At 48.7% G+C, this 22853-nt stretch carries 21 protein-coding genes and 1 riboswitch; all 21 genes read right to left on the reverse strand.

Annotated elements, in window-relative coordinates; genetic code table 11:
* Positions 1-19 precede the first annotated feature (19 nt).
* Positions 20-1132, reverse strand: a complete 1113-nt coding sequence (locus NNL21_RS09730; RefSeq protein WP_204817259.1) for a glycosyltransferase family 1 protein — start codon at positions 1130-1132, stop codon at positions 20-22.
* On the reverse strand, positions 1116-2279 hold the full coding sequence (locus tag NNL21_RS09735; protein WP_204817258.1) for a glycosyltransferase family 4 protein: 1164 nt from the start codon (positions 2277-2279) through the stop codon (positions 1116-1118). The genes NNL21_RS09730 and NNL21_RS09735 overlap by 17 nt, the downstream gene beginning before the upstream one ends.
* Before the next feature lie 11 nt (positions 2280-2290).
* Positions 2291-4123 (reverse strand): polysaccharide biosynthesis protein, encoded by a 1833-nt coding sequence (locus NNL21_RS09740; protein ID WP_204817255.1) that lies wholly within the window; start codon positions 4121-4123, stop codon positions 2291-2293.
* Positions 4124-4386: 263 nt separating this feature from the next.
* Positions 4387-5046, reverse strand: a complete 660-nt coding sequence (locus NNL21_RS09745; protein WP_204817254.1) for a CpsD/CapB family tyrosine-protein kinase — start codon at positions 5044-5046, stop codon at positions 4387-4389.
* Positions 5036-5755, reverse strand: coding sequence for a YveK family protein (locus NNL21_RS09750; protein WP_204817252.1), 720 nt, complete (start codon positions 5753-5755; stop codon positions 5036-5038). Before NNL21_RS09750 ends, NNL21_RS09745 begins: the two co-directional genes overlap by 11 nt.
* Before the next feature lie 98 nt (positions 5756-5853).
* Positions 5854-6168, reverse strand: coding sequence for an XRE family transcriptional regulator (locus NNL21_RS09755; RefSeq protein WP_204817250.1), 315 nt, complete (start codon positions 6166-6168; stop codon positions 5854-5856).
* The gene (locus NNL21_RS09760) at positions 6149-8002 is read right to left on the reverse strand and encodes an ABC transporter ATP-binding protein (protein ID WP_204817248.1); all 1854 of its coding nucleotides are present in this window, start codon (positions 8000-8002) and stop codon (positions 6149-6151) included. Before NNL21_RS09760 ends, NNL21_RS09755 begins: the two co-directional genes overlap by 20 nt.
* Positions 8003-8067: 65 nt before the next feature.
* Positions 8068-8358 carry a lasso peptide biosynthesis PqqD family chaperone gene (locus NNL21_RS09765; RefSeq protein WP_204817247.1) on the reverse strand — a complete coding sequence of 97 codons (291 nt, stop codon included), beginning with the start codon at positions 8356-8358 and terminating at the stop codon, positions 8068-8070.
* Positions 8351-9289 (reverse strand): phosphoenolpyruvate carboxykinase (ATP), encoded by a 939-nt coding sequence (locus NNL21_RS09770; RefSeq protein ID WP_204817246.1) that lies wholly within the window; start codon positions 9287-9289, stop codon positions 8351-8353. Before NNL21_RS09770 ends, NNL21_RS09765 begins: the two co-directional genes overlap by 8 nt.
* Positions 9290-9404: 115 nt before the next feature.
* A complete protein-coding gene (locus NNL21_RS09775; RefSeq protein WP_204817245.1) occupies positions 9405-9533 on the reverse strand; it encodes a paeninodin family lasso peptide in 129 nt (42 codons plus the stop codon).
* Positions 9534-9547: 14 nt separating this feature from the next.
* A complete protein-coding gene (locus NNL21_RS09780) occupies positions 9548-11494 on the reverse strand; it encodes an asparagine synthase-related protein (protein WP_204817244.1) in 1947 nt (648 codons plus the stop codon).
* A gap of 156 nt (positions 11495-11650) precedes the next feature.
* Complete coding sequence (locus tag NNL21_RS09785) at positions 11651-13795, reverse strand: right-handed parallel beta-helix repeat-containing protein (protein ID WP_204817243.1); 2145 nt, start codon at positions 13793-13795, stop codon at positions 11651-11653.
* A 197-nt stretch (positions 13796-13992) separates the two neighbouring features.
* Positions 13993-15927, reverse strand: coding sequence for an alpha-amylase family protein (locus tag NNL21_RS09790; protein WP_204817242.1), 1935 nt, complete (start codon positions 15925-15927; stop codon positions 13993-13995).
* A 239-nt stretch (positions 15928-16166) separates the two neighbouring features.
* Positions 16167-16340 carry an anti-repressor SinI family protein gene (locus NNL21_RS09795; RefSeq protein WP_204817241.1) on the reverse strand — a complete coding sequence of 58 codons (174 nt, stop codon included), beginning with the start codon at positions 16338-16340 and terminating at the stop codon, positions 16167-16169.
* A 14-nt stretch (positions 16341-16354) separates the two neighbouring features.
* Positions 16355-16438, reverse strand: a riboswitch (cyclic di-GMP riboswitch).
* A gap of 142 nt (positions 16439-16580) precedes the next feature.
* A complete protein-coding gene (locus tag NNL21_RS09800) occupies positions 16581-16910 on the reverse strand; it encodes a helix-turn-helix domain-containing protein (RefSeq protein ID WP_204817239.1) in 330 nt (109 codons plus the stop codon).
* 168 nt (positions 16911-17078) lie between these two features.
* Positions 17079-18020 (reverse strand): DUF4434 domain-containing protein, encoded by a 942-nt coding sequence (locus tag NNL21_RS09805; protein ID WP_204817236.1) that lies wholly within the window; start codon positions 18018-18020, stop codon positions 17079-17081.
* Between the two features lie 19 nt (positions 18021-18039).
* Positions 18040-18852: an MBL fold metallo-hydrolase gene (locus tag NNL21_RS09810; protein WP_204817234.1), complete on the reverse strand. Its 813-nt coding sequence runs from the start codon at positions 18850-18852 to the stop codon at positions 18040-18042.
* 299 nt (positions 18853-19151) lie between these two features.
* Positions 19152-20225 carry a DUF4855 domain-containing protein gene (locus NNL21_RS09815; protein ID WP_204817231.1) on the reverse strand — a complete coding sequence of 358 codons (1074 nt, stop codon included), beginning with the start codon at positions 20223-20225 and terminating at the stop codon, positions 19152-19154.
* 14 nt (positions 20226-20239) lie between these two features.
* The gene (locus NNL21_RS09820) at positions 20240-20938 is read right to left on the reverse strand and encodes an N-acetylmannosamine-6-phosphate 2-epimerase (RefSeq protein ID WP_204817228.1); all 699 of its coding nucleotides are present in this window, start codon (positions 20936-20938) and stop codon (positions 20240-20242) included.
* A 3-nt stretch (positions 20939-20941) separates the two neighbouring features.
* Positions 20942-21937, reverse strand: coding sequence for a carbohydrate ABC transporter permease (locus NNL21_RS09825; protein WP_204817225.1), 996 nt, complete (start codon positions 21935-21937; stop codon positions 20942-20944).
* Positions 21938-21949: 12 nt separating this feature from the next.
* Complete coding sequence (locus NNL21_RS09830; RefSeq protein WP_204817222.1) at positions 21950-22852, reverse strand: carbohydrate ABC transporter permease; 903 nt, start codon at positions 22850-22852, stop codon at positions 21950-21952.
* Position 22853 lies beyond the last annotated feature (1 nt).

Genomic DNA, 22853 nt, shown 5'->3' on the forward strand with positions numbered 1-22853 from the left:
TAATCCTCCATTATGAGAGTTAGGCATGCTTCAAATAATAATCCATCAGCCACTGCGATGCGCTCCTGGCATCGTAGCCACTCGAGGCAAGCTGCTCCGAAGTATTGGGACGATTAGGGGACGCAGCTATTATTCTACTCGCCCACTGTTCCGGACTTTCATTTAGTCCGATAAATTCAACCCGTCCAGTTACATCGGTTTCCTTCGTGATCGTGTCAGCAACTAAACAAGTTAATCCTGCAGCCTGAGCTTCTACGAGAACAACAGGCAATCCCTCGAACAATGAAGGAAATATAAAGAGATCGAAACTCTGCATTAACCTGGAAATGTCCTTCCGAATACCAAGGAACTTCACAGAATTCGTAATACCAAGTGCAGCTGCCCTTCTTTCTATTCCCGTTCTTAAATCGCCATCGCCTGCCAATATAAGCAAGGCATCCGGATTTTTCTTATGAACAGCTTGGAAAATATCAAGTAAATAACTATGGTTTTTTTCTTTGGAAAATCGTCCTACATGACCCAAAACAAGGGAATTCCCAACTCCGAGCTCGGCTCTCACTTCATCCCGTACTGCCTGGTTATATTGAAATTCTTCTACATTCACGGCATTATTAAGAACTATGACCGACCGGGAGCCTCCGAATAGCCACCGACCCGCATTCTTGGAGCAGGCAAAGTAATGGTTCGGATGGCCGGACATGCACATCCTTGCATACATTCGGAAAGGAAATTTGATATCGATGCTTTGCTTACTCATATGACTATGGACAATTCTGCAAGGAACTCCAGCCTTCTTCGCTGCGCGGAGTACAAAGCTGCTGTTCTCGTTAATGTGGGAATGGACGACCCGGTATCCGGGATTGTCGGCGAAGAACTGATCCAGCATACGGAAATAGGCGCGGTAATGACCTGGACGTATAGATGGCATACGGTAAATCTTCCCTCCAAGACGCTCGATTTCATCATCATAATGTCCGCGCTCTTCCCGATGGACCATGAAATCGAACTGGATCCGGCTCCGGTCCAACTTCCGATAATAATTCATTAACATCGTCTCAAGACCGCCCCGATTCATAATGGTCGCGACTTGAAGCACACGCATAGGTTCTGATTGACTAGCTGTAAGCACCATAGACCTTCCTTTCGATCTTCTCACCATCGCCCGCATAACGGGAATAGATCTCGCTTAATTGTGCTTTGACCTGGGTGAGTGAATAATTAGCCGCTCTCCTCACACTCTCTTGCCCCATACGTTCTCTCAGAAGCTCAGAATGATACAGCTGATCCATTCGGTCTGCGAACGCTTGAATATCTCCTGGAGCAACAATGAATCCGTTACCTTGATCCTCCACTAACTCGGAATGTCCTCTATTTGCTGTAGCTATGATCGGAAGTCCACAGGCCATCGCTTCCATGATATTAACTGGCAAGCCTTCACGGAGGCTTGAGGCGACTGCAACGTCGCACATCGGCAGCAATTCTTCGATGTCGTTCCGGTAGCCCAAGAAATCGACACGATCGCCAACCCCCAGGCTGGACGCAAGCAAGCGGCATTCAGCGACCTGCCCGCCTTCCCCCGCAAGCAGCAGCTTGCAGTGCGGAATCTTATCTTTATAGGAGGAGGCCAATGCCCGAATGAGCAGCTGTTGATTTTTGTTCTTATTAAATTCACCGGCGAAGAACAGCAAGAAATCATCCGAACCATAGCCAAGCTGATCTCTTCGCGCTAGCTTCTCTTTCGTTCCAATAGGCCGGTAGTGCTCCAGATTAACGCCGACTCCCCGCACCTGCTCAATACGTCCGGCTCTGAATCTGCGCTGCTGCGCCAACGAATAGTCTTCGGAATTAATCGTGATCAGGCAGTCAGTCAGATGAGCCAAGCTTTTTTCTATTGGATAATAGACAAGCCAGTTCAGCAGCGGCGCCCCTTTGCAGAAGTGGAACCCATGGGCGGTATAGATGACTTTCGTTCCCTGCTTCCTTGTTTTACGCGCCGCAAGCCTGGCAAGAACACCACCCATTGGAGTGTGACAGTGGATCAGATCAAAGCTGTGACCGTTCACGATCGCAGCCAACTGCCGGTAAGCGGTCATGTTGCTAAGCGTGAATGGCGAACGGTGAATGGAGATGTGGTGCTTGATATCCACATATGGAAGATCCATATCGCCGCTTGAAGCCACATGAACCTCCCAGCCTTGACTTTGAAACCATTGCAAGTAAGGGAGATGGAATTTCTTGAAATGAATATCCACCGTCGCGCAAAATAAGACTTTTGGCATTCTCCGCACTCCTATCCCGACATCATGACCAACTGTGCTTCTGGGGCCGCTATACGGTTGTTCGCAAGATCAATCAGCCATTCCCTCAGCTTCTCCTTCTCCATCGAGGAGAACGTTTGAAGAAGATCGTTAATTTGCTCGATACGCAGATCCGATGTTTTACCAATGTAGATCTTCGGATATACCTGCTTTTCATTTATCTCATCACCATTCAACAGCTCTTCGAACAATTTCTCGCCTGGCCGGATGCCTGTATATTCAATACCGATATCTTCTACCGAATTGCCGGACAGCAGGATAAGGTTCTTGGCCAGGTCGACGATCTTAACCGGCTCTCCCATATCGAGAACGAATATTTCTCCGCCTCTTGCCAATGCTCCAGCTTGTATGACTAGTCTTGATGCCTCAGGAATGGTCATAAAATAGCGGATCATGTCCGGATGCGTCACTTTGACCGGACCGCCTTGCTCGATTTGCCGCTTGAAGAGGGGGATCACACTCCCGCGGCTTCCTAATACGTTCCCGAATCGTACCGCAACGAACTTGGTCGAGCTTTTCTGATCCATGTCTTGAATAACCATCTCCGCGAGCCGCTTTGTCGCCCCCATAACGCTCGTCGGATTAACGGCCTTGTCGGAAGAAATCATGACGAAGGTGCCTACTCCTGACCGGCCGGCCGCTTGAGCAACGTTCATCGTTCCGATTACATTATTCTTGACGGCTTCCACCGGATTGCGCTCCATTAATGGAACATGTTTATGCGCAGCAGCGTGATAGACCACATCGGGCTGATACATGCTCATAACCGAGATCATCTTGTCTGGATCCTGCAATTCCGCTATTTCCGTTACAAAGTTAATCCCGGAATCGCCATAAAGCTCCTTCAATTCCATCTCAATGGAGTAAATGCTATTCTCGCCATGACCTAGCAGAATGATCGTCCTTGGATGAAATTGAGACACTTGCCTGCAGATTTCCGATCCAATCGATCCCCCCGCACCCGTAACCAAGACAACCTTCCCCGTGACATATTCGGAAATCCCCGCCACATCCAGGTCAACCTGCTCCCGGCCAAGCAAATCCTCCACTTGCACGTCGCGAACCTCATTGACAGATACCTTCCCAAGCACGATATCTTCAATCATGGGAAGTATTTGCGTCTTGGCGTCCGTCTTCGCACATTCCTGGTAGATGGCATGCAGCGCTTTACGCTTCAAAGAAGGGATTGCAATAATAATATTGCTTATGTTCAGCTCCCTCGTTGCTTTCTCGATCATATGCAGGCCGCCGACGACGGGGATCCCCATGATATCCAGATCCTTCTTCTTCACGTTGTCATCGATGAAGGCTACCGGCTGGAGCTCGACATCATTATTGTGAAGCAGCTGTCTGGCGATCATCGTGCCTGCCGCACCTGCACCGATAATTAAAGTTCGTTTCTTATTTGTCTTTTCTTTTACGTATGTATCTTTGTAGATTCGCAGACAGAAGCGCGAGCCTCCAATCGCGATCATATGCAGCATCCAAGTAATGGCGAGAAGCCTGAAATAAATGTCGTTATTCATCAGCTGCTGCAGAATAGCCGTCGTCACAATCGATAGCGTCACGCATTTCAAAATAATGATTAGCTCACCAATGCTTGCGTATTCCCATGCCTTTTTATACAGGTTGTATCGCAGGGAAAACAGATGGTGACTGAGAACTAACGTTAACGAGCTTATGACGATTGAAGCATTGCCTACATCCAAGCTAATACTTAACAAGAACCGTCCAAAGAAAATGGCGCTAATAATGATGAGCGAATCCGTAATCATCGATAAGGACAGCCTTTGAAAATAAGTCATGGACCTACCCCTTCCCAAACTAATTGACCTATGTTCAGATGTTTACTTCGTTTTTTACCGGCGTGATCGTCATCATGAACGATCCCTGCAGATAAAAAACCAAATAAAGCAAGGGCATCAAACCCCTCCTCACATCACACTTCCGACGACTGAGCGTCTAAGGTATCTTTCAACCCACAGCATGACCGAGTGCCTCCATCGATAACGGTAAGGAGACATCACCAAAGGCATTATCGTTCTTAATAACGAACAATAGAGCAAAATTAGATTTGATTCATAATAATACCGATTATTTTGGCGCCAGCGAACTCCAAAGTTTCCTTGGCATTCATCGCTGATTCGTTCTTCGTTCTGCCATTACGGATAACCATAACCACACCATCGCAATAATGGGCCAGTAATTTAACCTCTGATGCATGAAGAACAGGGGGGCCGTCGATTACAATCATGTCATACTGCTCTTTTCCGGCATCGATGATTTCTTGCATGGCTTGCGGATGAAGCAGCTCACTGATGTGATCCGTGCAGGTTCCGCTTGGGAGGACGTCCAGCCGGCCTATATCCGTCGGATGCACAGCATCCATCAACTCGGCTTTTCCGGATAAAACATTGGTTAACCCAATGTGGTCTGAGAGGTTAAACATGGAGCTAAGATCATCCTTCTTGACATGACCATCGATAATGAGTATTCGTTTGCCTTGCTGAGCCATAGAGACCGCCAGATTCATCGCCGTCAGCGTCTTTCCCTCCCTATAATCAGGAGATGTGACCATCAACAGCCTCAATTGCTCCTGAACAGGCAGAAGCTCAATATTCGTGCGAATACTGCGGTATTGTTCAGATGCAGCCGACTCCGGATCAATGTAACTAATGAGCCCTTTGCTCAGGTAAGCATCATTCAGCTTTTGTTTTTTAAGAGCCAACCGTTTCACCCCTAACCGAAATGCCTGCAGTCAACTGCTTCGCTTTCTTCGTCAACCGTTTCGGTTTAATTCTTGTAACCGATCCTAGTACTGGAATGCCAGCGAAATCCTTGAGATGACTCTCCTTTCGGATCGTATCATCCAGAGAATGACGAAGAAACGCCGCACCGATTCCCAGCACAAGACCGATCATAATGCTTAGGATGTTATTCCGTGTTTGTTGAGGCGGATTTATCGGCTCGTAGTATCCACTGCCATCCGCGTCCGATAAGACCGTAACTCCGGTGAAATTCAACAATTCCTTAGCAGTCTCCCTAAATTGCTTGACCGTTGCGTTAGCGATTGCAGCAGCAACCATCGGATCAGGATCAACAACGGAAACCAGAATAACCTGTGTCCCATCTACACTATTTGTTAATACTTGCCCTCTCAACTGATTGGCAGATCGATTAAGCTTCAGTTCGGCAGCTACCTTCTGTAGAACCACAGGTTCTTTTAACAAAACTCTAAACGTATTAAAAGCATCAATTTGCGAATGGATAATAATTCTTGCAGATACTTGATAGAGCGGTGTTGCAGGACGAGAGCTGTATAACATGCCTGCTGCCGCGATTAATACCGCTACGATAAGGATCGTGATCCACCGCTGCTTCAGAACTAGAAGCCATTCCTTAATATTTATTTCTTTTGCCGTGCGCAGATTATTCATAATAATCTCCCGTTTCTTAATACGAACTTTTTTGTTTTTTATAACGAACATAAGAAAAGTATAGTTCATTATAACGAACGTGTCAAGTTCGATTGCTGTTATTGCATCCGAATCCGTTCACTTAAGCGAACAAAGTCTTCCTTGCTCATTCCATCCTCAATGGCTTTATGCAGCAGGGCCATCCACTCTTCATCGAATACGTCCTCTTTTGGTGCTTGCTGGTCGGTTAGTAGATATTGAACCTTCGTTTCAAGCGGCACGGATATCTTGGACAGCATTTGAAGAGAAGGATTGTTTTGAAGCTTGCGTTCAATATGGCTTAAATAGGATTTGGAAACACCCGCCAAGTCTGCAAGTTCTGTTAGGGTGAGGCCTTTCTTCTCCCTCAGCTCTTTAATTCGATCTCCAATCATAGAGTTCTCCTTCATAGGGTGGATTGTTATCAAAGTCTCTGCGAGTACCCAGCAGCTTCCGGAATAAACCCTTTTGTTCAAGCGCCAGCTGCTTGTAATCCCCATTCTGCACGATCCGTCCTTGATCCAGCACAATGACTTGATCGGCATTGCGAATGGTAGAGAAGCGGTGAGCAATGACAAGAATAGTCGTTTTCCCTCTTAATTGATCCAGCACCTCTTGAATCTTCGTCTCATTCTCATTATCTAACGCACTGGTCGCTTCATCCAACACCAGAATGGAAGGCTTGCGGAGCAATGCACGTCCGAGAACCAGCCTCTGACGTTCGCCGCCCGACAGCTTCATTCCTCGGTCGCCTATTAGCGTATCCAACCCCAGTGGAAGCTGTTTAACAAAGTTCGCAGCAGAAGAGAACGCAAGCGCCTCCCAGATCTGCTCATCCGTGGCATTCGGCTCCACGAGCAGCAGATTGTCCCGAATACTCCCGTGAAATAAGAACGGATCCTGCGGCACATAGCTGATCGATCGTCTGAACTGCTCTAGCGTTTCTCCCGTTAAAGGCTTGCCATCTATGAGAACTTCACCTTCCTCAGGCTGAATAAGTCCCATAATCAAATCAATCAACGTACTTTTGCCTGCGCCGGAACGTCCTACAATAGCCGTCATCTGATTGGCTGGAATTTGCAAAGTAACGTTATCAAGCGCATAGCCTTGTTCTTCGGAGCGGTATCGGAAGTATACCCCGCTGCATGCAATCCCTTGACTCATTCGAAGCGGCTCTGTATAACGTGCTTCATCTAGGCCAGATTGCGTGCCTTGAACTTCCGCGTCCTCCTTGCTGTGCTTCTGGAGCTCGTATAGAGAGCGAAAGGCAGGAATAAATGACGACACTTGCTCGAAATTGGCTTGAATATTAATAAATCTCGGCCATAACCGAGAAAAAATGACAATAATGACGATCATCTGTTCAGGCCGTGAGTGGAAGAAGATGACGGAAGTATACATAAAGGCTGCAATCAAGACAGCGGATGATATTCTGTACAGGAGTTGCGAGGCTGTTCTTATTCTCGTGAACTCTTGTTGTTCGTGGCGGAGTTTTCCCGATAGCTTCTGAACCCATGTCATCCTGGAGTGCTCTAAACGATTGCTCTTCACTTCCTTAATACCATTGAAAAGATCGGTAATTCCCGCCATATATTGCTGCGAGAGTTCCACCGTAACCCGGCCGAGTGCCATCGACCTTTTGGAGAACCTTCGTGAAAAAAGGGCCAGCAGCACGCCGCTAATGACGACTAATAGCGTGATTGGCGCGGATATCCATAGAGCAAGCCCAATCTGTATCACCGTAAAGATAATTGAGGTCGTCGTCTGCATGCATAGATGAACGCCCGTGTTAACGCGCGTCATCTCCGTCGTTAACGTATTAATGATATCCGACTTTCTTCGGTTCAAATAGAACTCCCACTTGGCCGACAATAGCTCCCGATAGCTTCGGAGCCTTAGCTCATGGATGAAGCTTTGATGAATGTCCACATTCTGAATGTTCAGCTTCCGCTGCATGATATATTGAATAATAGAGATAAACAGATAGGCTCCCAGGACGATTAATAAACCGATTGAGGTTGGGAACTCGCGCAGGAAGGAAAGTGCCTCATTGATCGACGGAATGCCGATATTCACATCCACGATTCCGCTAATGCTCAGCATCGGAATAAGAAGAAGAATTCCGATTCCGTCCAATAAACTGCTCACAACCATTCCGGCAAGATTGACATACAATCGTCTACCCGAGAAAGACGTCAGCTGCTTCACATAATGCAGCACAATGTTCATTGTTATCCTCCTAGGAAACAAGCAGCTTCAGCACCATTAATACTTGGCAATCTGCGTTTACCCCACTACTGTTTGGTCACTAATCCTTCTTCTAGCAGCTGCTCTAGAAAAGCAAGCACATGCTCTTCGCATTCTTCTTGATCTACCGCATATTTGGTCATTAAATTAGCAATCAATTGACGAACCGGAATCGGAGACTGAATCTCGCTCCAGATCGAGCCGCCAATATCACCAAGGTTGTAATACTTGCCAATTTCAACACTAAGCATAACGGTTTCTCCATCCATGTCACTTACAATATGACCGGGCTGTTGAACGACAACATCGTCGAGTTGAATCAACTTATTCTTAATCATTCGTTGTAATCTCCTTTCCAATCGCTTTTAATATAATAGTAGCTAGTTGATGTGCCGTAAATTGCTGTACGGGTCGACATAACTGATAGAAATCAATCTTGCCTGCGAAGCTTGCCGTGGTCTGCAGATGCCATTCCGACAACCCGCTGTCAGCTAGAAGTATATTACGGTATGTATGGCGATATAACAGCTGCAAGCGTTCCAGCTTCTCAACCCTTCTAAGCCGCGCTTGGCTGGATTCCGTCTTCACGAGCTCGAAGACTCCCGCTAGCTGAAGCGCCTCTTCTGCGAATTGAGACTGGACAGGTATCGCATATTTGGTTTCCCGGTCATACAACGGGCGATATTGACGCGTTTCCATGCCGAAGGCCTGCAAGCTCTCTTCCCACAGCTTCTGCTGCGGATAGGCCGGTGTCACATACGGCATGTTGTTCTCCCCTAGTGTGACGGCGATGATATCGTCGCTGAGCAGCTGATAGCCTCTTTGGAGAAAAGCAGATGCCAGCGTCGATTTGCCGTTCCCAGAGTGACCGATGATCGCATACGCCTTGCCATCGATCGCTACCGCACTCCCGTGCATCGGAAGAATTCTTCTTTGCAGCAGCAAAGCGCCCATGCAGGTACCCAGAATGTACAGACGGAGTCGATCCTCGTCCGCTCCTTCCATGGGTGAAACCTCTATCGCCCGGCCCTTGCGTATAGCGAAAATGGCCGTATCCGCAATCTCGAACATAACCAGATTCTCTGTCACGACAAGCTTCTGGGGCGGGGTAGAGTGCGCGGACCATGCCTCCGTCAAATCCATTGTTCCAATGACAACATCAATGCCTGCCTCGTCATCTCCGCAAAGCTGCAATTCAGGCAACGGAATGCTGCTTTGAATATGATATCCGAAGGCTTTATATACCGTTAAATTAACTGTTTCGAGCATCCTTCTCACTCCAACTGAAGTCATAATAATAGACGGTGGGGAAAAAGCCCTTATACCTTACTCACGCATATAAGGGCAACACCGACCGCCTAATTAGCTCTTTATAATGCCGGTATTAGCTCTCGAAGTGAATGACTTCCGTTGGATCCGGTTGGTCGGCATCCGGAATGATTTCACCGGGACCAGCCATCGTCATGCTGACGTTAAGTACTTCCAGATTAGGTTTTTTCCACTCTTTTTTCATAGATTCACCTCCCCTCAGAAGTTTTTCTGTAGAAAACGATAAATAATCAGACTCCTCATAAGGATTTTGATTTTGGGATTATAGGCTGTCTCCGATTTGGGTCCTTGCTCTACTAATGCAATGCCATCATGAATTGCAGGCATATGTATGATCTGCTGCATGCGCGGATCTTGGCTCATACACCGCAGCTCATCAACGAATGCGGGCCATGCAGGAATCATGCGGTGGATCAAATCAGCTGCCTGAATGCCTCTGACACGCTGGTTCAGTCTGATCTGATCGGGTAAATATCCTTCCGTCGATCTTCTGATTAATGAACGGTCAACCCCCTTCTGGACGAATTGCTCCATCGGAAGCGATAGACAATATCGGACCACACGCAGATCATTCGTAGGATCATGCCCTCTTACACCATAACGCAAGGACAGCTTCGCCCCTCTGGCTCCCGATATATTCCATACATGGACGCGCTCGAAATGCTCTTTTCTAGCTTCCATCGGATCCGAGGGCAAGTCTGCGGTCGTTCCGATTCCCGTAAATTTCCGGTCATGAAGTCTTTCGAAGATGCCGGTCTGCTTCGCAAATTCCGGATTGACCAATTGAGGAAACTCGTACGGTTCACTCACGGGTCTCCAGCGGTTCAGTATCGGGAATGCCTTGCGGCTGACAACGCGATAAATACGCGCTCGGTCTACGCCAATTTTCTCGCTGTACTGATTAACTTCCCGAATGAGCCGAAACCACTTCATCCCTCTCATTAAGGTCATATAATAATCCAGCGCTGGTCCCCAGGAGATGCCGTAGTTTCCTCGCTGTCCATTGAGCAGAATGCCGATCCCTTGCTGCTGAGCTTTCTCGTAGATGCCCTTCAGCCAGAAGGAATTCTCAAAGGACTTGTATGGGGTCTCCATAATCTCAAGCCAATCGTCCATCTCCGAGAACGGGCTTCGTCCCTGGAAGCTCAGATAGTTAGGCTCAATGTTCCCGACATGCTGCACAGTAGCTTGGATGTTCGGTCTCTCATTCGCCAACTTGTACTTCGGTGTCCAATCGACGAAATCTTCCTCCGGGACATAACTATACGTATGAAGCACACGACTATCCTTCTGCAGAGCCTTGGCAGCGAAGCTTACGACGGAGCCTGAATCCAGTCCTCCGCTCAGGTAAGCACCTACCTGACGGCTTGTGCGCAGCCGTGATGTAACTGCGCGTTGAAACACGTCACGAAATGCTTCTTCATAATCTGCATTCGATTTCAGCTTTAGCGGCGACACGTTCGCAAAGCTGTTATATCGGGTTACCTTCACTTGATCACGGGATATTGTGATGGCATGGGCTGGCGGAAGCTGTTCGATTTGTTTATAAATCGTTATTCCGCAGTTTGGCGGTTCAAACATGCCGGTTATGGCAATATATTCAGCGAGCCACGCTTCATTTAACTGCTTCGTCACATGAGGCAGGGAAAATAGAGGTTTCATGACTGTACAGAATGCTAGCTGTTCATTATTCCGATGATAGTAAAGTGTTCTGGCGCCGGAGAAGTCCCTTGCGCCAAAGAGGAGCTGCTGGCGCTCATCCCAGATCATGAAGGCAAAATCGCCGACCAAGTATTTGGGCGATTGATCTCCCCATGCCTGGTAGGCAAGTAGAATAATCTCGCTATCTGACGTCTCTTGCCGACGGCTATGTTCCACGTGCAGCCGTTCCAATAATTCATCCCGATTATCGATAATCGCATCTGCAGTAATGGCAAGCCGTCTGTCGGAATCGTAATACGGCAGCTTCTCTTGCACCGATTCATTCGTAATCCATTGGGCATGGCAACCAAAGAAAATATTGTCCCTATGCCATGTATCTATACGATCAGCCGGGAAGTGATGAAGAGCATCCATTAGTTGTCTGCCCAGCTGGGCATCCACCTGTTCTCCGTTGAAATGGTATATTCCCGCGATTGCACTCATCTTTGAGTTCCCCCGTATTTCCTTACTATATAATTCACTTCGTTGTTCTTAATAACGAACGCAAACTTAGTTTATCAGCCATTCAATTCATTGTCAATGACCATTTTGACCGTAATAAAGAACGAAGACACTGGATCGCGCCAGTGTCTTCGTTCTTTATTGTAACGTATTCTTTGCAGTGAGATCATTTTTCTTTAATTCCAGCTTTGCTTTCTTCAATACGTTATTCGTCACCGTGTATGGCGGTGCCCCGACACCTGCATATGAAGTCGAAATGCCGATGGCAGCAATATTTGTCGTTATTTGATTATCTTTAATCGTAGCTGCGAATACGTCATAGGGATCCGTCCGCTTCCAATAATCGTTGATTTTAATCATCGGAATCGAAGGCTGCGTAAGTTGGTTTGCGTTAATGGTATTGTTCAGCAGCTCGACTTTCTTAGCCGCTTGCACGGATATGGCCGGAGCATTGCCGGTTATATTGAACGTACTGTCTTTAACGGTAAAGCTGCTCGCTTTATTATCCAGATAAAGACCTGTTGACGCTGACTTGATCTTGCAGCCATTGAATACGTAACTACCTGCAGTAGTGACTGCCAGGTCTCTCTTATTGCCTGCAGCCGATTCGAAGACACAGTTATTATACGTCCCTCTTGGCAGGTTAGCCCCGCTATGGCCAAGCAGCTGCAAATTATCGAAGATACTTCCTTCCTCGGAACCGCCTACGACGGTATTTAAGAGGGTTTCGCCATGAATCGTCACGTTTGTCAAACGGACAGGCTTCTTCCATATGCTTAGCGCATATTCCTGTTTTTTATTGTTGTACATTGTAATATCGGTAGCCGTTACTCCAAATGGTTTACTGCTCGTCATGGCCAGTATGGAGTCAATAAACGTCATTTTCTCAATCGTGATGTTCGGGCCTTCGAAGAAGGTATATGAATCATTCATAAGGTTACCAATGAAGGTTGCATCATGATAGGCAACGATCCTTGTTCCATCAAAGTGATTGTTCTTCACCGCAGCACCGGTAAACGGCGTACTCACGGCTAGACCGATGACTCCCTTTGAGGCAAAGTGATTTCCTTCGACAATGGCATTCCACCCATCATACAAGATGAGATCATAAGCAGTATTGTTGTAGAACTCATTGTCTCTGATTGTAATATTCGTGTTTCGATACCCGTTCTCACCGAAGCCGCCTTCCACATCGATGCCCGATTGAGGGGCTGTGCCTTTCATATCATGAAACACACTATTTAATATCTGTATCTGGTCCCCTCCGCCTACTGTAATTCCTTGACGGCGGTTAAAGGCAAATTCAGAATCTTTCACCACGACGTTTTTCGACACCGCTTTATTCCAGACCTCTACATATGCGCCTGTCGCGGCAGATTTTTTGAACACTAGCTGGAACTTTGCCGCACCTGCAGGAATTTGAATGATATTCTGTACCGTTGTATTTTTGATGCTCGTTAGAAACGTGTTGTCATTCCTGTAAAAATAAATATCGAAAGTTCTGGGCAGATTGATATTGTTGGTCAATTCGAAGGTTTGTTCCTTGAGAAGAATCGGGTTTGAGAAGATGACCGGAGCTTTCGTCCGAATCGAATTTTTATCCGCAACCGGCAAGCCGCGCGCATCGAAAGATCCTGCTACAAAATTCGCCGCATAGAGATCTTTAATTAGCGTTCCTTTGCCTCCTATAATCATTCCGTCACCCGTGAAATTTTCAGCTTTGATTCCTTCGACCGTAAAATTGACGGCTCCCTCCGACTTAATCCCTACTCCGCTCTCATGAGTACCCGCCGTATACTTATTGTCCTTCTTGGAGAAATCATGCGTTGCTTTGTCGCCTCGGTATATCCCTCCCTGCAGCTTAACATTCGTTATTCCGTAGCCAACATACAGCGTCTCATAACTTTCTTTCCCGTTGGTCTCTTTCTGAATGACCGTTTTATTATCCAGCTTGAACGTCATGTTGCTGACCATCGTGATCCGGCTGTTCTTATCGATCAAATAAGTTCCCGTAGGCAGACTCACCGTTGTTATCCCTTGTGAGCTCGCCCACATTAATGCGTTGTTGATCCCGCGTGTCGTTTCCACTGCATGTGTGCCATCCTTACGGATGCCCCACCGCGCCAAATCGACAACATACTCCCTTTGACCTGCAATTGTACTTGCTACTGCCCCTGTCTCATGAGTTGTATTGCTTTGTTCAGGGGCTTCTGCGTATGATGTGCTTATGGCGATGGGCAGAACCAATGCGATCACCAGAAGCAGCTTCCATAATCTGTTCATTTTTCCCTCCTGTAACCTTTTTTTGTTTCTAGTATACCTGAGAAGATGATAGTTTAGTATCAGAAATATACATTTTGTAACAAAATAGGCTTTTGCACGCGGATTATGCAGCATCTACAAAACAAGGACTGTCCCTTCAAGCCTTGCTTGACCAGAGACAGTCCTCTTCGATTCCCTTAGCTCGTACCAGCCTCTAACTACACCTGCTTAAACTCGGCAACGACCATCGCATATCCGTCCACGATCGGCAGGGGAATACGGATATAACCGTCCTTGAGCTCATAGGCAAGCGGTTCCTGAGTAGGAGCCAGGTAGACCCGCTCCACATGCTCGCCGCCCTTCAAATAAACAACGCCTCCGTGCAGCGTCTGCCGGTCTTCAATCACATTGTACTTCCCTCTCGGCTCCGGATGTGTCAGCTTGATATGAATCATGCGCAACTGGTCCTTCTCGGTAACGGTGACGCGCGCGGTTGTCGGAATGCCTTCGCACTTCAGAACCGGTTCCGGCAGCAGCTGCTGCAGGCAATACTTAACCATGTACTTGTGCGCATTGACGGCATACTCCATATAAGAGGTGAAGATCGCGAAGCAGAACTGAACAATATTACCCGATCTCGCCACAGCCGGACGGCCTGCGTAACGATCCGGCGGGGTATAGAACGTCCCGTGGAAGCCATCCCATTGCCGGTTAAAATACGGCTGATAGTAATCGGCTATCGATCGCGAGCCTTCTCCCGTTTGGAGCAGGATCGACTGATTATATATTCCGCACAGCATATCCGGCACTTCTCCGTCCGTATCCTCCAGCATGCGGAAATACGAGCTGTTCCACGTATCCTCACCCTCATAGGCCATGTTCCACGCATCAAGCGCGAACGCCGTCCCTTCGGGATTCAAGCCGGAATGTCCCGAGCTGATGATCCCGCCGCCTGCCGCAGCGAAGGCCTCGAGCTTCAGCTTCAATGCAGGCGTTACCCGGACGTCGTCCGGCAGCAGAATGACCTTGTACTTCGATAGATCATGCCGCTCATCGATAATATCATACGTATAATCCAGCTCGCCCAGCATCCGCACCGCACCGTTATGGCATACGTCCAGCTTCCCGCCGGCAAGCGTCAATATGCCAATATCCGCGACTGCCTTGGCATAGTCGGTCCATGGTTCATATCGTTCGAGCTCTTCATAAATTTCGCCGATCACCTGATAGACTGCCGGATCCAGACCGTCGCGGGGGTGCATATGATCGCCGATCGAGGTGGGTACGGCGTTGCCGAGCGCATCCCAGCAGTCGTTAAGCAGCGAGGCTTTGCTCTTTAACCCGCCGAAGTCTCCCCAGTTAACGTTGAAGCGTCCAGTCATATAGAACGTTTGCTGCCCCAGATTACGCGCATAGGCGACCTGGGCGGGGAAGAAATCATAGCTCCATCCGCTCGGCAGGCATTCGATTTCATTGTGCGTTCGCAGCCCTTCCGTGTCTGCAGGCTCCAAGCCGTTCAAGTAAAGAAACTTATCCGGACCGACAATGGCCTTCACTTCCCGGCAGAAATCGAGAATGCTATCTTTGGCGAACGCCAAGACGTCCTCATCGTTCAACGGGTCCATTCCGCGTTCCCGCATGCCTTCGCAGCATTCATTCCCGTAACAAGGACGGACAACGATGCAATCGAGAAAGACGCCCTCGATAGAAGGATATTTCTCCACAACCTCGCGAATCATGCCCAGCATGTAGCCGCGGTATTCGGAATGAAAGCACATGTTACGGAAAAAGTTTGCCGACCGGTCGTCGTAGATGACTTGGCCTTCTTTGTTGAGAACGGTCCAGTCGCGATGCTTTCTGGCCATCTCGTGATCGAGTCCAACATTAAAGTAAGCGGTTACGCCAATTCCCTCGTTATTGCATTCCTCGAGGATCTCCCCGAACATATCGAATTTCAGATGCGGATGCTGGACGCCGATTTCCGTCGGATAATACGCGAAACCGATATTGCATTTGGCGAACGCATTAATGTATTCGACGCGTGCATCCTTCAGTGTCTGCGCAAATGCCTTCGCATCAAAATGTGCCCCGAAATCGGGAATGTCCGGCATCGTATGAAAGTCGATATGAACAGCTCGTTTGATCAGCCTCATGAAATTGCCTCCTCTGAACTCTTCGGAATAATTATATATAATTAATTTTAAATATATATAATTATTCTTTTGAGAGCAATACTTTTTTCGAAAGTAAACAAAGAAAAAACGAGTGCTAAGAGTCACTCCGCGGCGACAATGATTCGCGGACTCTTCCACACTCGTTCCCGGTTCGTACATACGAAAATGATATAAATCGAGATAATGCTTGCTAACAATACTATTTGGCATCATGAGCCTCAGCGATAAACATAGCCTTCCTGGATCCCATGAACGACCTGACGATCTTGATTATCCCCCTGCCACAAGAACGAACGTATTTCTTCGACTGACAATCCTTGCTCGCGAGCCATCCATATGAGTTCCCGCCATTCAGGATCTAGTCCACGCGCTACATCGATTGTGTTTTCCATTAGTTCGCAGCCTCCGTAATTGGGGGTGGGTGCACCACTCGCTCCATATGTCCAAGGTGCCCAGTTATAGAACATATCTCATAGCTTCCCGTTTTGTATCATTCTATAGCTATAGTATACAGTTTGTATCATAGCAAAATTTGTCATATTATGCGCATTTCCGAAATTATTTTATGTCGCTTCATGCATAATAAAAAAACGCCTCCTTCGACAGAGGCGTTTCTTAACAATAGGGTTCCCTTATTCATGCGTTTTTTTCCATTTCTGAAACTCCAAAAACTCCTTGAATTGATTCTTACTGATGCCGGATGCCATCGCATCGAGCACAAGCTGGGCCCATTCCGAATCCAATTCTTGTTGCTCGGTCTCCTCGAACAGCAGCGCATTCGGCGTTATATTCAGCGTAGCCGCAATCTTCTCGATAAATTGAATGGAGGGGTTGCTTTGAATGCCCCTCTCAACGTTGCTTAAATAGGATTTCGCGACTTCAGCGGATTCCGCTAACTCGGAAAGCGATTTACCTTTGCTTAAACGAATTCTCTTAATACGTTCCCCGATCGTCTCCGTCATCTGATCTCGCCCTTCGCTAATGGTTCTAATTCCTCCATTATACCAAAGTTTCGTACGACGTAAAAACTTACCTTCTAAGAGATTTTAACGATAACGATTAACAGCCCGTATGCCTTAATGGCTTACGGGCTGTTAAGCATCGCTTGGGGCCGCCTGATTCTTCTGTATCTAGCTGATTCGTCTGCCGTTCGAGAGTGCTTGCTTATAGGTCTCGTAGTACTTGGGATCAACCTGCTGCGGACTCACATAATGATTAAAGCTGAAGCAAGTGAAGTTGCTGATGAACGGCGCCACCAGCTCCATGCACGCATGCACGGGGGCAAACTCCACTGGAGCGAATTTCCCGTTCACGGTCCGAAACGTTTCCGTATCGCTCCACAATGCAACAGGCCGATCCAACCGTTCAAGAGCTTCCTTCGTTGCCGAGAACCAGGCCGGCAGGTGCTCAGGCAGCGAATGTGCCGCGCCAACGCCATCCTGCAGGTTCACGATATCGATTGGACTGCGGGCAAGGATATACGACCACATCGTTCCCCATTGCTTCGGCGTTTGACCGACGCCGTCTACGAAGAAAGGGGCGACCATGATCGGTTTATCCGGTGTGAGGGACTTTATGACGCCACCGACCTTGCGGTAGAAGGAAATGGACTGATCCCAGTCGCTTTCCTGCGGCTGGTTCACATTGTCGGGCTCGAAGCTTAAGTACCATCCGGTAAATGAGGCATAGTGCCCGTATTTGTCCCAGAGGTCGCGGGCTAATGCGCTAGCCAGATCCGCCTCGTGATCCAGCCACGCCGGATCGCTCGTATATTTGCCAAACCAGTCATGGTTAAGATGCAGTCCGACATAAATCTCGAATCCGAAGCGATCGCCGCGCAGCAGCGCCTGCTCGACAACGTCAACCTTCGTCTGATGCTTAAAACCCGGGAGAGAAGTCGGATACGCGGCAGTGTAATGCTGACTGTCCGCTGACCATTGCAGAATCAGCTGATGCATCCCAATATCTTTCATGTACATGTATTCATCATCCCATTGCTTCTCTGACCAATTCCCACCCAAGTAAGGCTGCAAGAACGTTCCGGAAAGGGATAACGGGGGAATCAACGCCACTCAAGCTCACCTCCATCATTTACAGGTTTAGTCTCATACCGTCATACGCTACCACGATTTGTTCAGGGTCGAATATGCCCTTCAGATCATCATACAGAAGCCCGATATTGTGGGAGAAATGAGTTACGATGACCCTCCCGTCCTTCGCCAGTGTTCCGTTATTCCGCAGTCTGTTGCGGATTTCCAGTACAGCCTCGATATTGAGGTGGCCCCCGGTAAACGGTAAATGACCGTTCGTGCAGTCCAATATAGCCGCATCCAAGGAGGTGCGTTCCAGCCATGCCCATGTCTCATCGGGAAGCAGGCCCGTATCATGTCCGTAAAATAACCGTTGGCCGTCTTTTTCGATCAAGAAGAGCAGACAGGTCTCATCCGGGTCATGGTTAGCGGGCAGCGCCGTCACTTTTGCCGTGCCTGTATCAATGGTTTGAAAAGGAACGATTCGGCTTAACTGGAGACGCGATGCATCCGGTCTGCCAACAGCCTCCCGGCATTTGCGCACCACGGCATCATGTCCATAAATACGCAGCGGATGCTCCAGCCCGTGAGCGTAGACGGGCAGCCTCATGGCAAGGTCCTCGGCTCGAAGGTGATCCAAATGGGTGTGCGTAATAAACAAATCCTCGACAAGCCCGAGATCTATTCCGTCACGCAGCACATGATGAAGGGTATCCGGCGGAAAGTCCACCTTCAATATATCGTCAATAATGACCGAGCTCCGCGTCCGGATATTTCGTCCGCCTGCCTGGCGCGCCCTCGCGCAGTGCTCGCAGCGGCAGAACATGGCGGGAAAACCTTCTGCCGCGGCCGTCCCTAGAAAATGCAGCTTCACCCTTTCTCCTCCTTCATGGACATTCAAGTCATCCCTGATTAAAGTCTCAATGAACTCGCATAACGGCTTTGCTATTTAAGTTGAACTAGGTCGGAATACAAACCGCTGCGCAGGCAGAATGTTCTTCCGATCGCTGTTGTTACCGAATTCCTTTGAATTAACGAGAATAGGTTGAAATCCGGTAACAAAGGCGACCGCTGGCGCTTCTCCAGAATCATTCTTCCTGCTCCGCTCAGGAAGGCAGCTGCACCGAAGTTCAGCCGCCTCACCAACATAGGTCCTTACAATCCCCGAAGCTGCTATATATCCGTTCGGACATAGGTACCTTTAACAAACCGGTGGGTCATATCGTAAATCGCTCTCTTCACCGGATCTTCGTTATACGCTGCAGAGGCAAGCAGCTTCACATCCTGGTAATACCCCCGGAAGACGTCGCCGGCATACCCGTATTCAATGCCGCCGTTCAAGTAATTGAGGTATTTAGCGCGGAATGCTCCGTCTTCTCCGAATGCCCGATAGTCAACCTCAATCTCTAAGCCCATGCCAGCCTTAGCGGCCATATCGGCCGTGACCCTAATCCGGTCAGCGCCCGTATCCGTGAAGAAGTGGTTCGGCTGCAGGACAGCCGCATCGAAGCCGAGCTCCTTCCACTTCCCATAATTCTCGGCACTAAAGTAAGGAATCCAGAAAAACTTCAGCCCTGCGTCATGGATAAGATCTCTGGTCCATCCAATCAGCTCTTCCTCCAATGGCACGGACTGGTGAACCGCCTCGTTCATCCAATACAGAGCGCTGAGCTCCAGGCAGGCCAAGTCGGCCGCCTTCCAACGCTCCAACAGCTGCCTGATATACCATTCCAAGACCATCTGCTTGTTGCGGTGCGCTTCATCAGGTGCAACCCGCCTGTAATCGAAACTCAGCGGACCGCTTCCCGCAAGCTCGCCAAACTCATTCTGACTGGGATCGGGATACGGGATCATGAGAACGACCTTCATCTTATAGCCGGGATCGTTCAGCTGAGCGGAAACCTCTTCCACGGCCTTATTCAATTCCGCCAAGTCACCGGCTTCGCCAAACGTCTTATCCAAATACCACTGCCAGTCCTCCAGGTTGTTCGAGCGTCCATCTCCAACTTCATATCCTTCATAGCCGCGGAATGCGATGGACCACTTCGCCAGAAACAGCGCTCCATCGAAAAACCATTCCTGGGGCTGGCCGCTCTCATCGACATAGCTAATATAGGGTACGAAATCTTCCTTCTTCCAAATACCCGCGTTGCTTTCATAATGCCCATTATAAAAGAGCATCAGATTGCGTATCCCGGCGGTATGCTCACCGGGCTGCAAATAACGGTTTTCTTGGCTCCCGTTCACCCTTGCACCTCCTGCTAAGACTCCTGCATTTTCGCTTGAATACTCGTGACGAATCTCCGGACGATTTCCTGAGGTCTCGTGATGGCTGTTCCGACCACAACCGCATGGGCGCCCATTTGATAGCATCGGATACATTCCTCGAGCGACCATATCCGTCCCTCAGCAAAAACAGGCACACGCGCAAGCGCGGCTAGCTTTCCGACCAGATCATAGTCGGGTGTGGCGAGCTGGGGGCTGTAGGGCGTATAGCCCGACATGGTCGTCGACACGATATCCACCCCAAGCTGCATCGCCAGCACGCCCTCCTCGAATGTAGAAACATCCGCCATAATTAACGTTTGCGGAAAGCTCTTCCGAATTTCAGCGATCAGCTGCTCCAGCTTTTCATTCCGGGGTCTCGACATAAAGGTGCTGTCAACGGCCACGATATCCGCTCCCGCAAGCACGACATCGCTGACCTCCCGGATCGTTGGCGTAATATAGACATCACTGTCCGGATAATGCTTCTTATACAGACCGATGACCGGCAGGGAGCACTTGCTCTTGATTGCCGAAATATCAGCCGGACTGTTGGCTCTGATTCCTGCCGCGCCGCCTTCTTCCGCAGCCCGCGCCATGGCGGCCATGATCGATGCCCCATGCAGTGGCTCGTTCTCCAGTGCCTGGCAGGATACGACGAATCCATTCTTCAACCTTGCGATGACATCATCCATGTATTAGCCCACCAGCCCCGTACGCTCCACACTCTCGACAAAATATCTTTGTGCGAATAGATAAAGAACGAAGATCGGTAATATGCCCATCAGCGTGCCCGTGTTCAAGTATAACGAGGTATGCGAGATGCCTCCGACATACTCTGGCCGTATGATGCCCGGCAGAAGATCGAGCATGCGGGATAACAGCGTATAGTTCGGCGCAAATAAGTTAACAAAGTAGCTGTCATTCCACTGCCAGATGAAGGAGAACAGCATGACCGTTGCGATAGCCGGCACCGCATTGGGCAGCATAACCCTCGCGAAGGTCTTCAGAATGCCCGCTCCATCCACGTAGGCAGCCTCCTCCAAATCCTTCGGGAGTGAACGGAAAAATTGACGAAAGATGAAGATGTAGAGCCCGTTCTTGAGTCCCATCGCCAGGGCGGAGGAAATGAAGAACGGCCAAAAGCTTTCGAGCAGGTTCACGCCATGCTTACCTGTGAATAATCCGATCAGACCAAACACATCGAAGAACCGGTAATGCAGGTATGTCGGAACCATAATGGTTTGCGGCGGAACGACGATCGTGAAGATCACGACCCCGAACAGAAAGCCGCTGCCGCGGAACTTCAATCTTGCAAAGCCGTAGCCGGCCAGCGCACATGAGACCAATTGAAGGATCGAGGTCGTCAGACTTAAGATGAAGGTATTCGTGACCGCCTCGGTATAGTTGAGATAGCCGAAGATGAGCTTAATATTATCCAATGTGAAATTTCGCGGAAGCCATACGACCGTTGAATCAAACATATCTTGTTTATCCCGGAACGCAAGGGAGACCTTCGTTATGATCGGATACAGAATAATAAAGCAGATACCGATCAGGAGGACGGCACGGACAATAATCCACAGCCAATGCTTTGCCTTCTCAACGGGATTATAGCTGTCATACCACCTCGTGACCGCTTGAAGAGCAGCGGAAGCAGAAATGCGGCCATTTGTCTTGAGGAATCCTTTCATTTCTTCTCCCCCTTAGTCGTAGTAGAAGACCCGTTTCGAGATTAGATACGTAGAGATGACCAGAATGATCGATATGACCAGAAAGTAAACCCAGGACATCGCCGCGCTGACGCCAAAATTCAAGTTGACGAAAGCCGTACTTTGAATCATCTGCGTGACATTGTTGTTGTAGAAGGAATCGATGATGGTATAGACCACATTCGTTAAGATGAGCGGTGAAATCATCGGAAACGTAATTTTCCAGAAGGCTTCATAGCCCGTCGCCCCTTCGATCTTGGCCGCCTCGTACAGGGACGGAGAAACCGACTGCAGCCCCGCCAGGAAGATCAAGATTTGCACACCCGACGAACTAATAATCTGATAGATTCGATCCACCGCACCCGTCAAATAGAAGACGATCTCCCTGCTGAGCCCCGCTTCAAACAGAAGCGGTTCAAGCTCGATGCTTCGCAAGCCAGAGTAATTGCTCTCCAAGTCCGTTGAAGCTGCGCCCATTAAGCTTGCCAGAAAATTACCGCTATCCAGCTTTGCAATGACTCCGGATGCCAATACGACCGGCAGGAAGATGATGGCGCGGGCCAGCATCCTCCCCCTGAATTTCTGCGCAAGCAGCGTAGCTGTAAATAGACTGAAGAAGATTATGAGCGGCACATTCAGCGCCATATTCGTCACGGCTTCCGTTAAATTGCGGACATACCAGGCATCCACGAAGAACACATGGTGGAAATTGTCCAGACCCACGAATTTCAAGGAATATCCATCTGGCGTAAGCGTTAGCTTGCTAAAGCTGAATTGCAGCGACTGAATAAATGGAACGGCCATGAGTAAGATGAAGCCCAGCAACCAGGGGGTTACGAACAACACGCCAAACATCGCTTTTTTACGTTCTATGCTAATCGTTCGTCTCTTTGCCATG

The sequence above is a fragment of the Paenibacillus mendelii genome, assembly GCF_024498075.1.
Taxonomy (GTDB): Bacteria; Bacillota; Bacilli; order Paenibacillales; family Paenibacillaceae; genus Paenibacillus_Z; species Paenibacillus_Z mendelii.

Bases quoted from the DNA above. Each gene is read 5' to 3' on its own strand.
- NNL21_RS09780 (WP_204817244.1), bottom strand. From the start codon at position 11,494: ATGAGTGCAATCGCGGGAATATACCATTTCAACGGAGAACAGGTGGAT.
- NNL21_RS09750 (WP_204817252.1), bottom strand. From the start codon at position 5,755: ATGAATAATCTGCGCACGGCAAAAGAAATAAATATTAAGGAATGGCTT.
- NNL21_RS09770 (WP_204817246.1), bottom strand. From the start codon at position 9,289: ATGCTCGAAACAGTTAATTTAACGGTATATAAAGCCTTCGGATATCAT.
- NNL21_RS09775 (WP_204817245.1), bottom strand. From the start codon at position 9,533: ATGAAAAAAGAGTGGAAAAAACCTAATCTGGAAGTACTTAACGTCAGC.
- NNL21_RS09825 (WP_204817225.1), bottom strand. From the start codon at position 21,937: ATGAAAGGATTCCTCAAGACAAATGGCCGCATTTCTGCTTCCGCTGCT.
- NNL21_RS09790 (WP_204817242.1), bottom strand. From the start codon at position 15,927: ATGAGGCTGATCAAACGAGCTGTTCATATCGACTTTCATACGATGCCG.
- NNL21_RS09800 (WP_204817239.1), bottom strand. From the start codon at position 16,910: ATGACGGAGACGATCGGGGAACGTATTAAGAGAATTCGTTTAAGCAAA.
- NNL21_RS09795 (WP_204817241.1), bottom strand. From the start codon at position 16,340: ATGGAAAACACAATCGATGTAGCGCGTGGACTAGATCCTGAATGGCGG.
- NNL21_RS09730 (WP_204817259.1), bottom strand. From the start codon at position 1,132: ATGGTGCTTACAGCTAGTCAATCAGAACCTATGCGTGTGCTTCAAGTC.
- NNL21_RS09765 (WP_204817247.1), bottom strand. From the start codon at position 8,358: ATGATTAAGAATAAGTTGATTCAACTCGACGATGTTGTCGTTCAACAG.
- NNL21_RS09755 (WP_204817250.1), bottom strand. From the start codon at position 6,168: ATGATTGGAGATCGAATTAAAGAGCTGAGGGAGAAGAAAGGCCTCACC.
- NNL21_RS09830 (WP_204817222.1), bottom strand. From the start codon at position 22,852: ATGGCAAAGAGACGAACGATTAGCATAGAACGTAAAAAAGCGATGTTT.
- NNL21_RS09760 (WP_204817248.1), bottom strand. From the start codon at position 8,002: ATGAACATTGTGCTGCATTATGTGAAGCAGCTGACGTCTTTCTCGGGT.
- NNL21_RS09820 (WP_204817228.1), bottom strand. From the start codon at position 20,938: ATGGATGATGTCATCGCAAGGTTGAAGAATGGATTCGTCGTATCCTGC.
- NNL21_RS09735 (WP_204817258.1), bottom strand. From the start codon at position 2,279: ATGCCAAAAGTCTTATTTTGCGCGACGGTGGATATTCATTTCAAGAAA.
- NNL21_RS09740 (WP_204817255.1), bottom strand. From the start codon at position 4,123: ATGACTTATTTTCAAAGGCTGTCCTTATCGATGATTACGGATTCGCTC.
- NNL21_RS09785 (WP_204817243.1), bottom strand. From the start codon at position 13,795: ATGAACAGATTATGGAAGCTGCTTCTGGTGATCGCATTGGTTCTGCCC.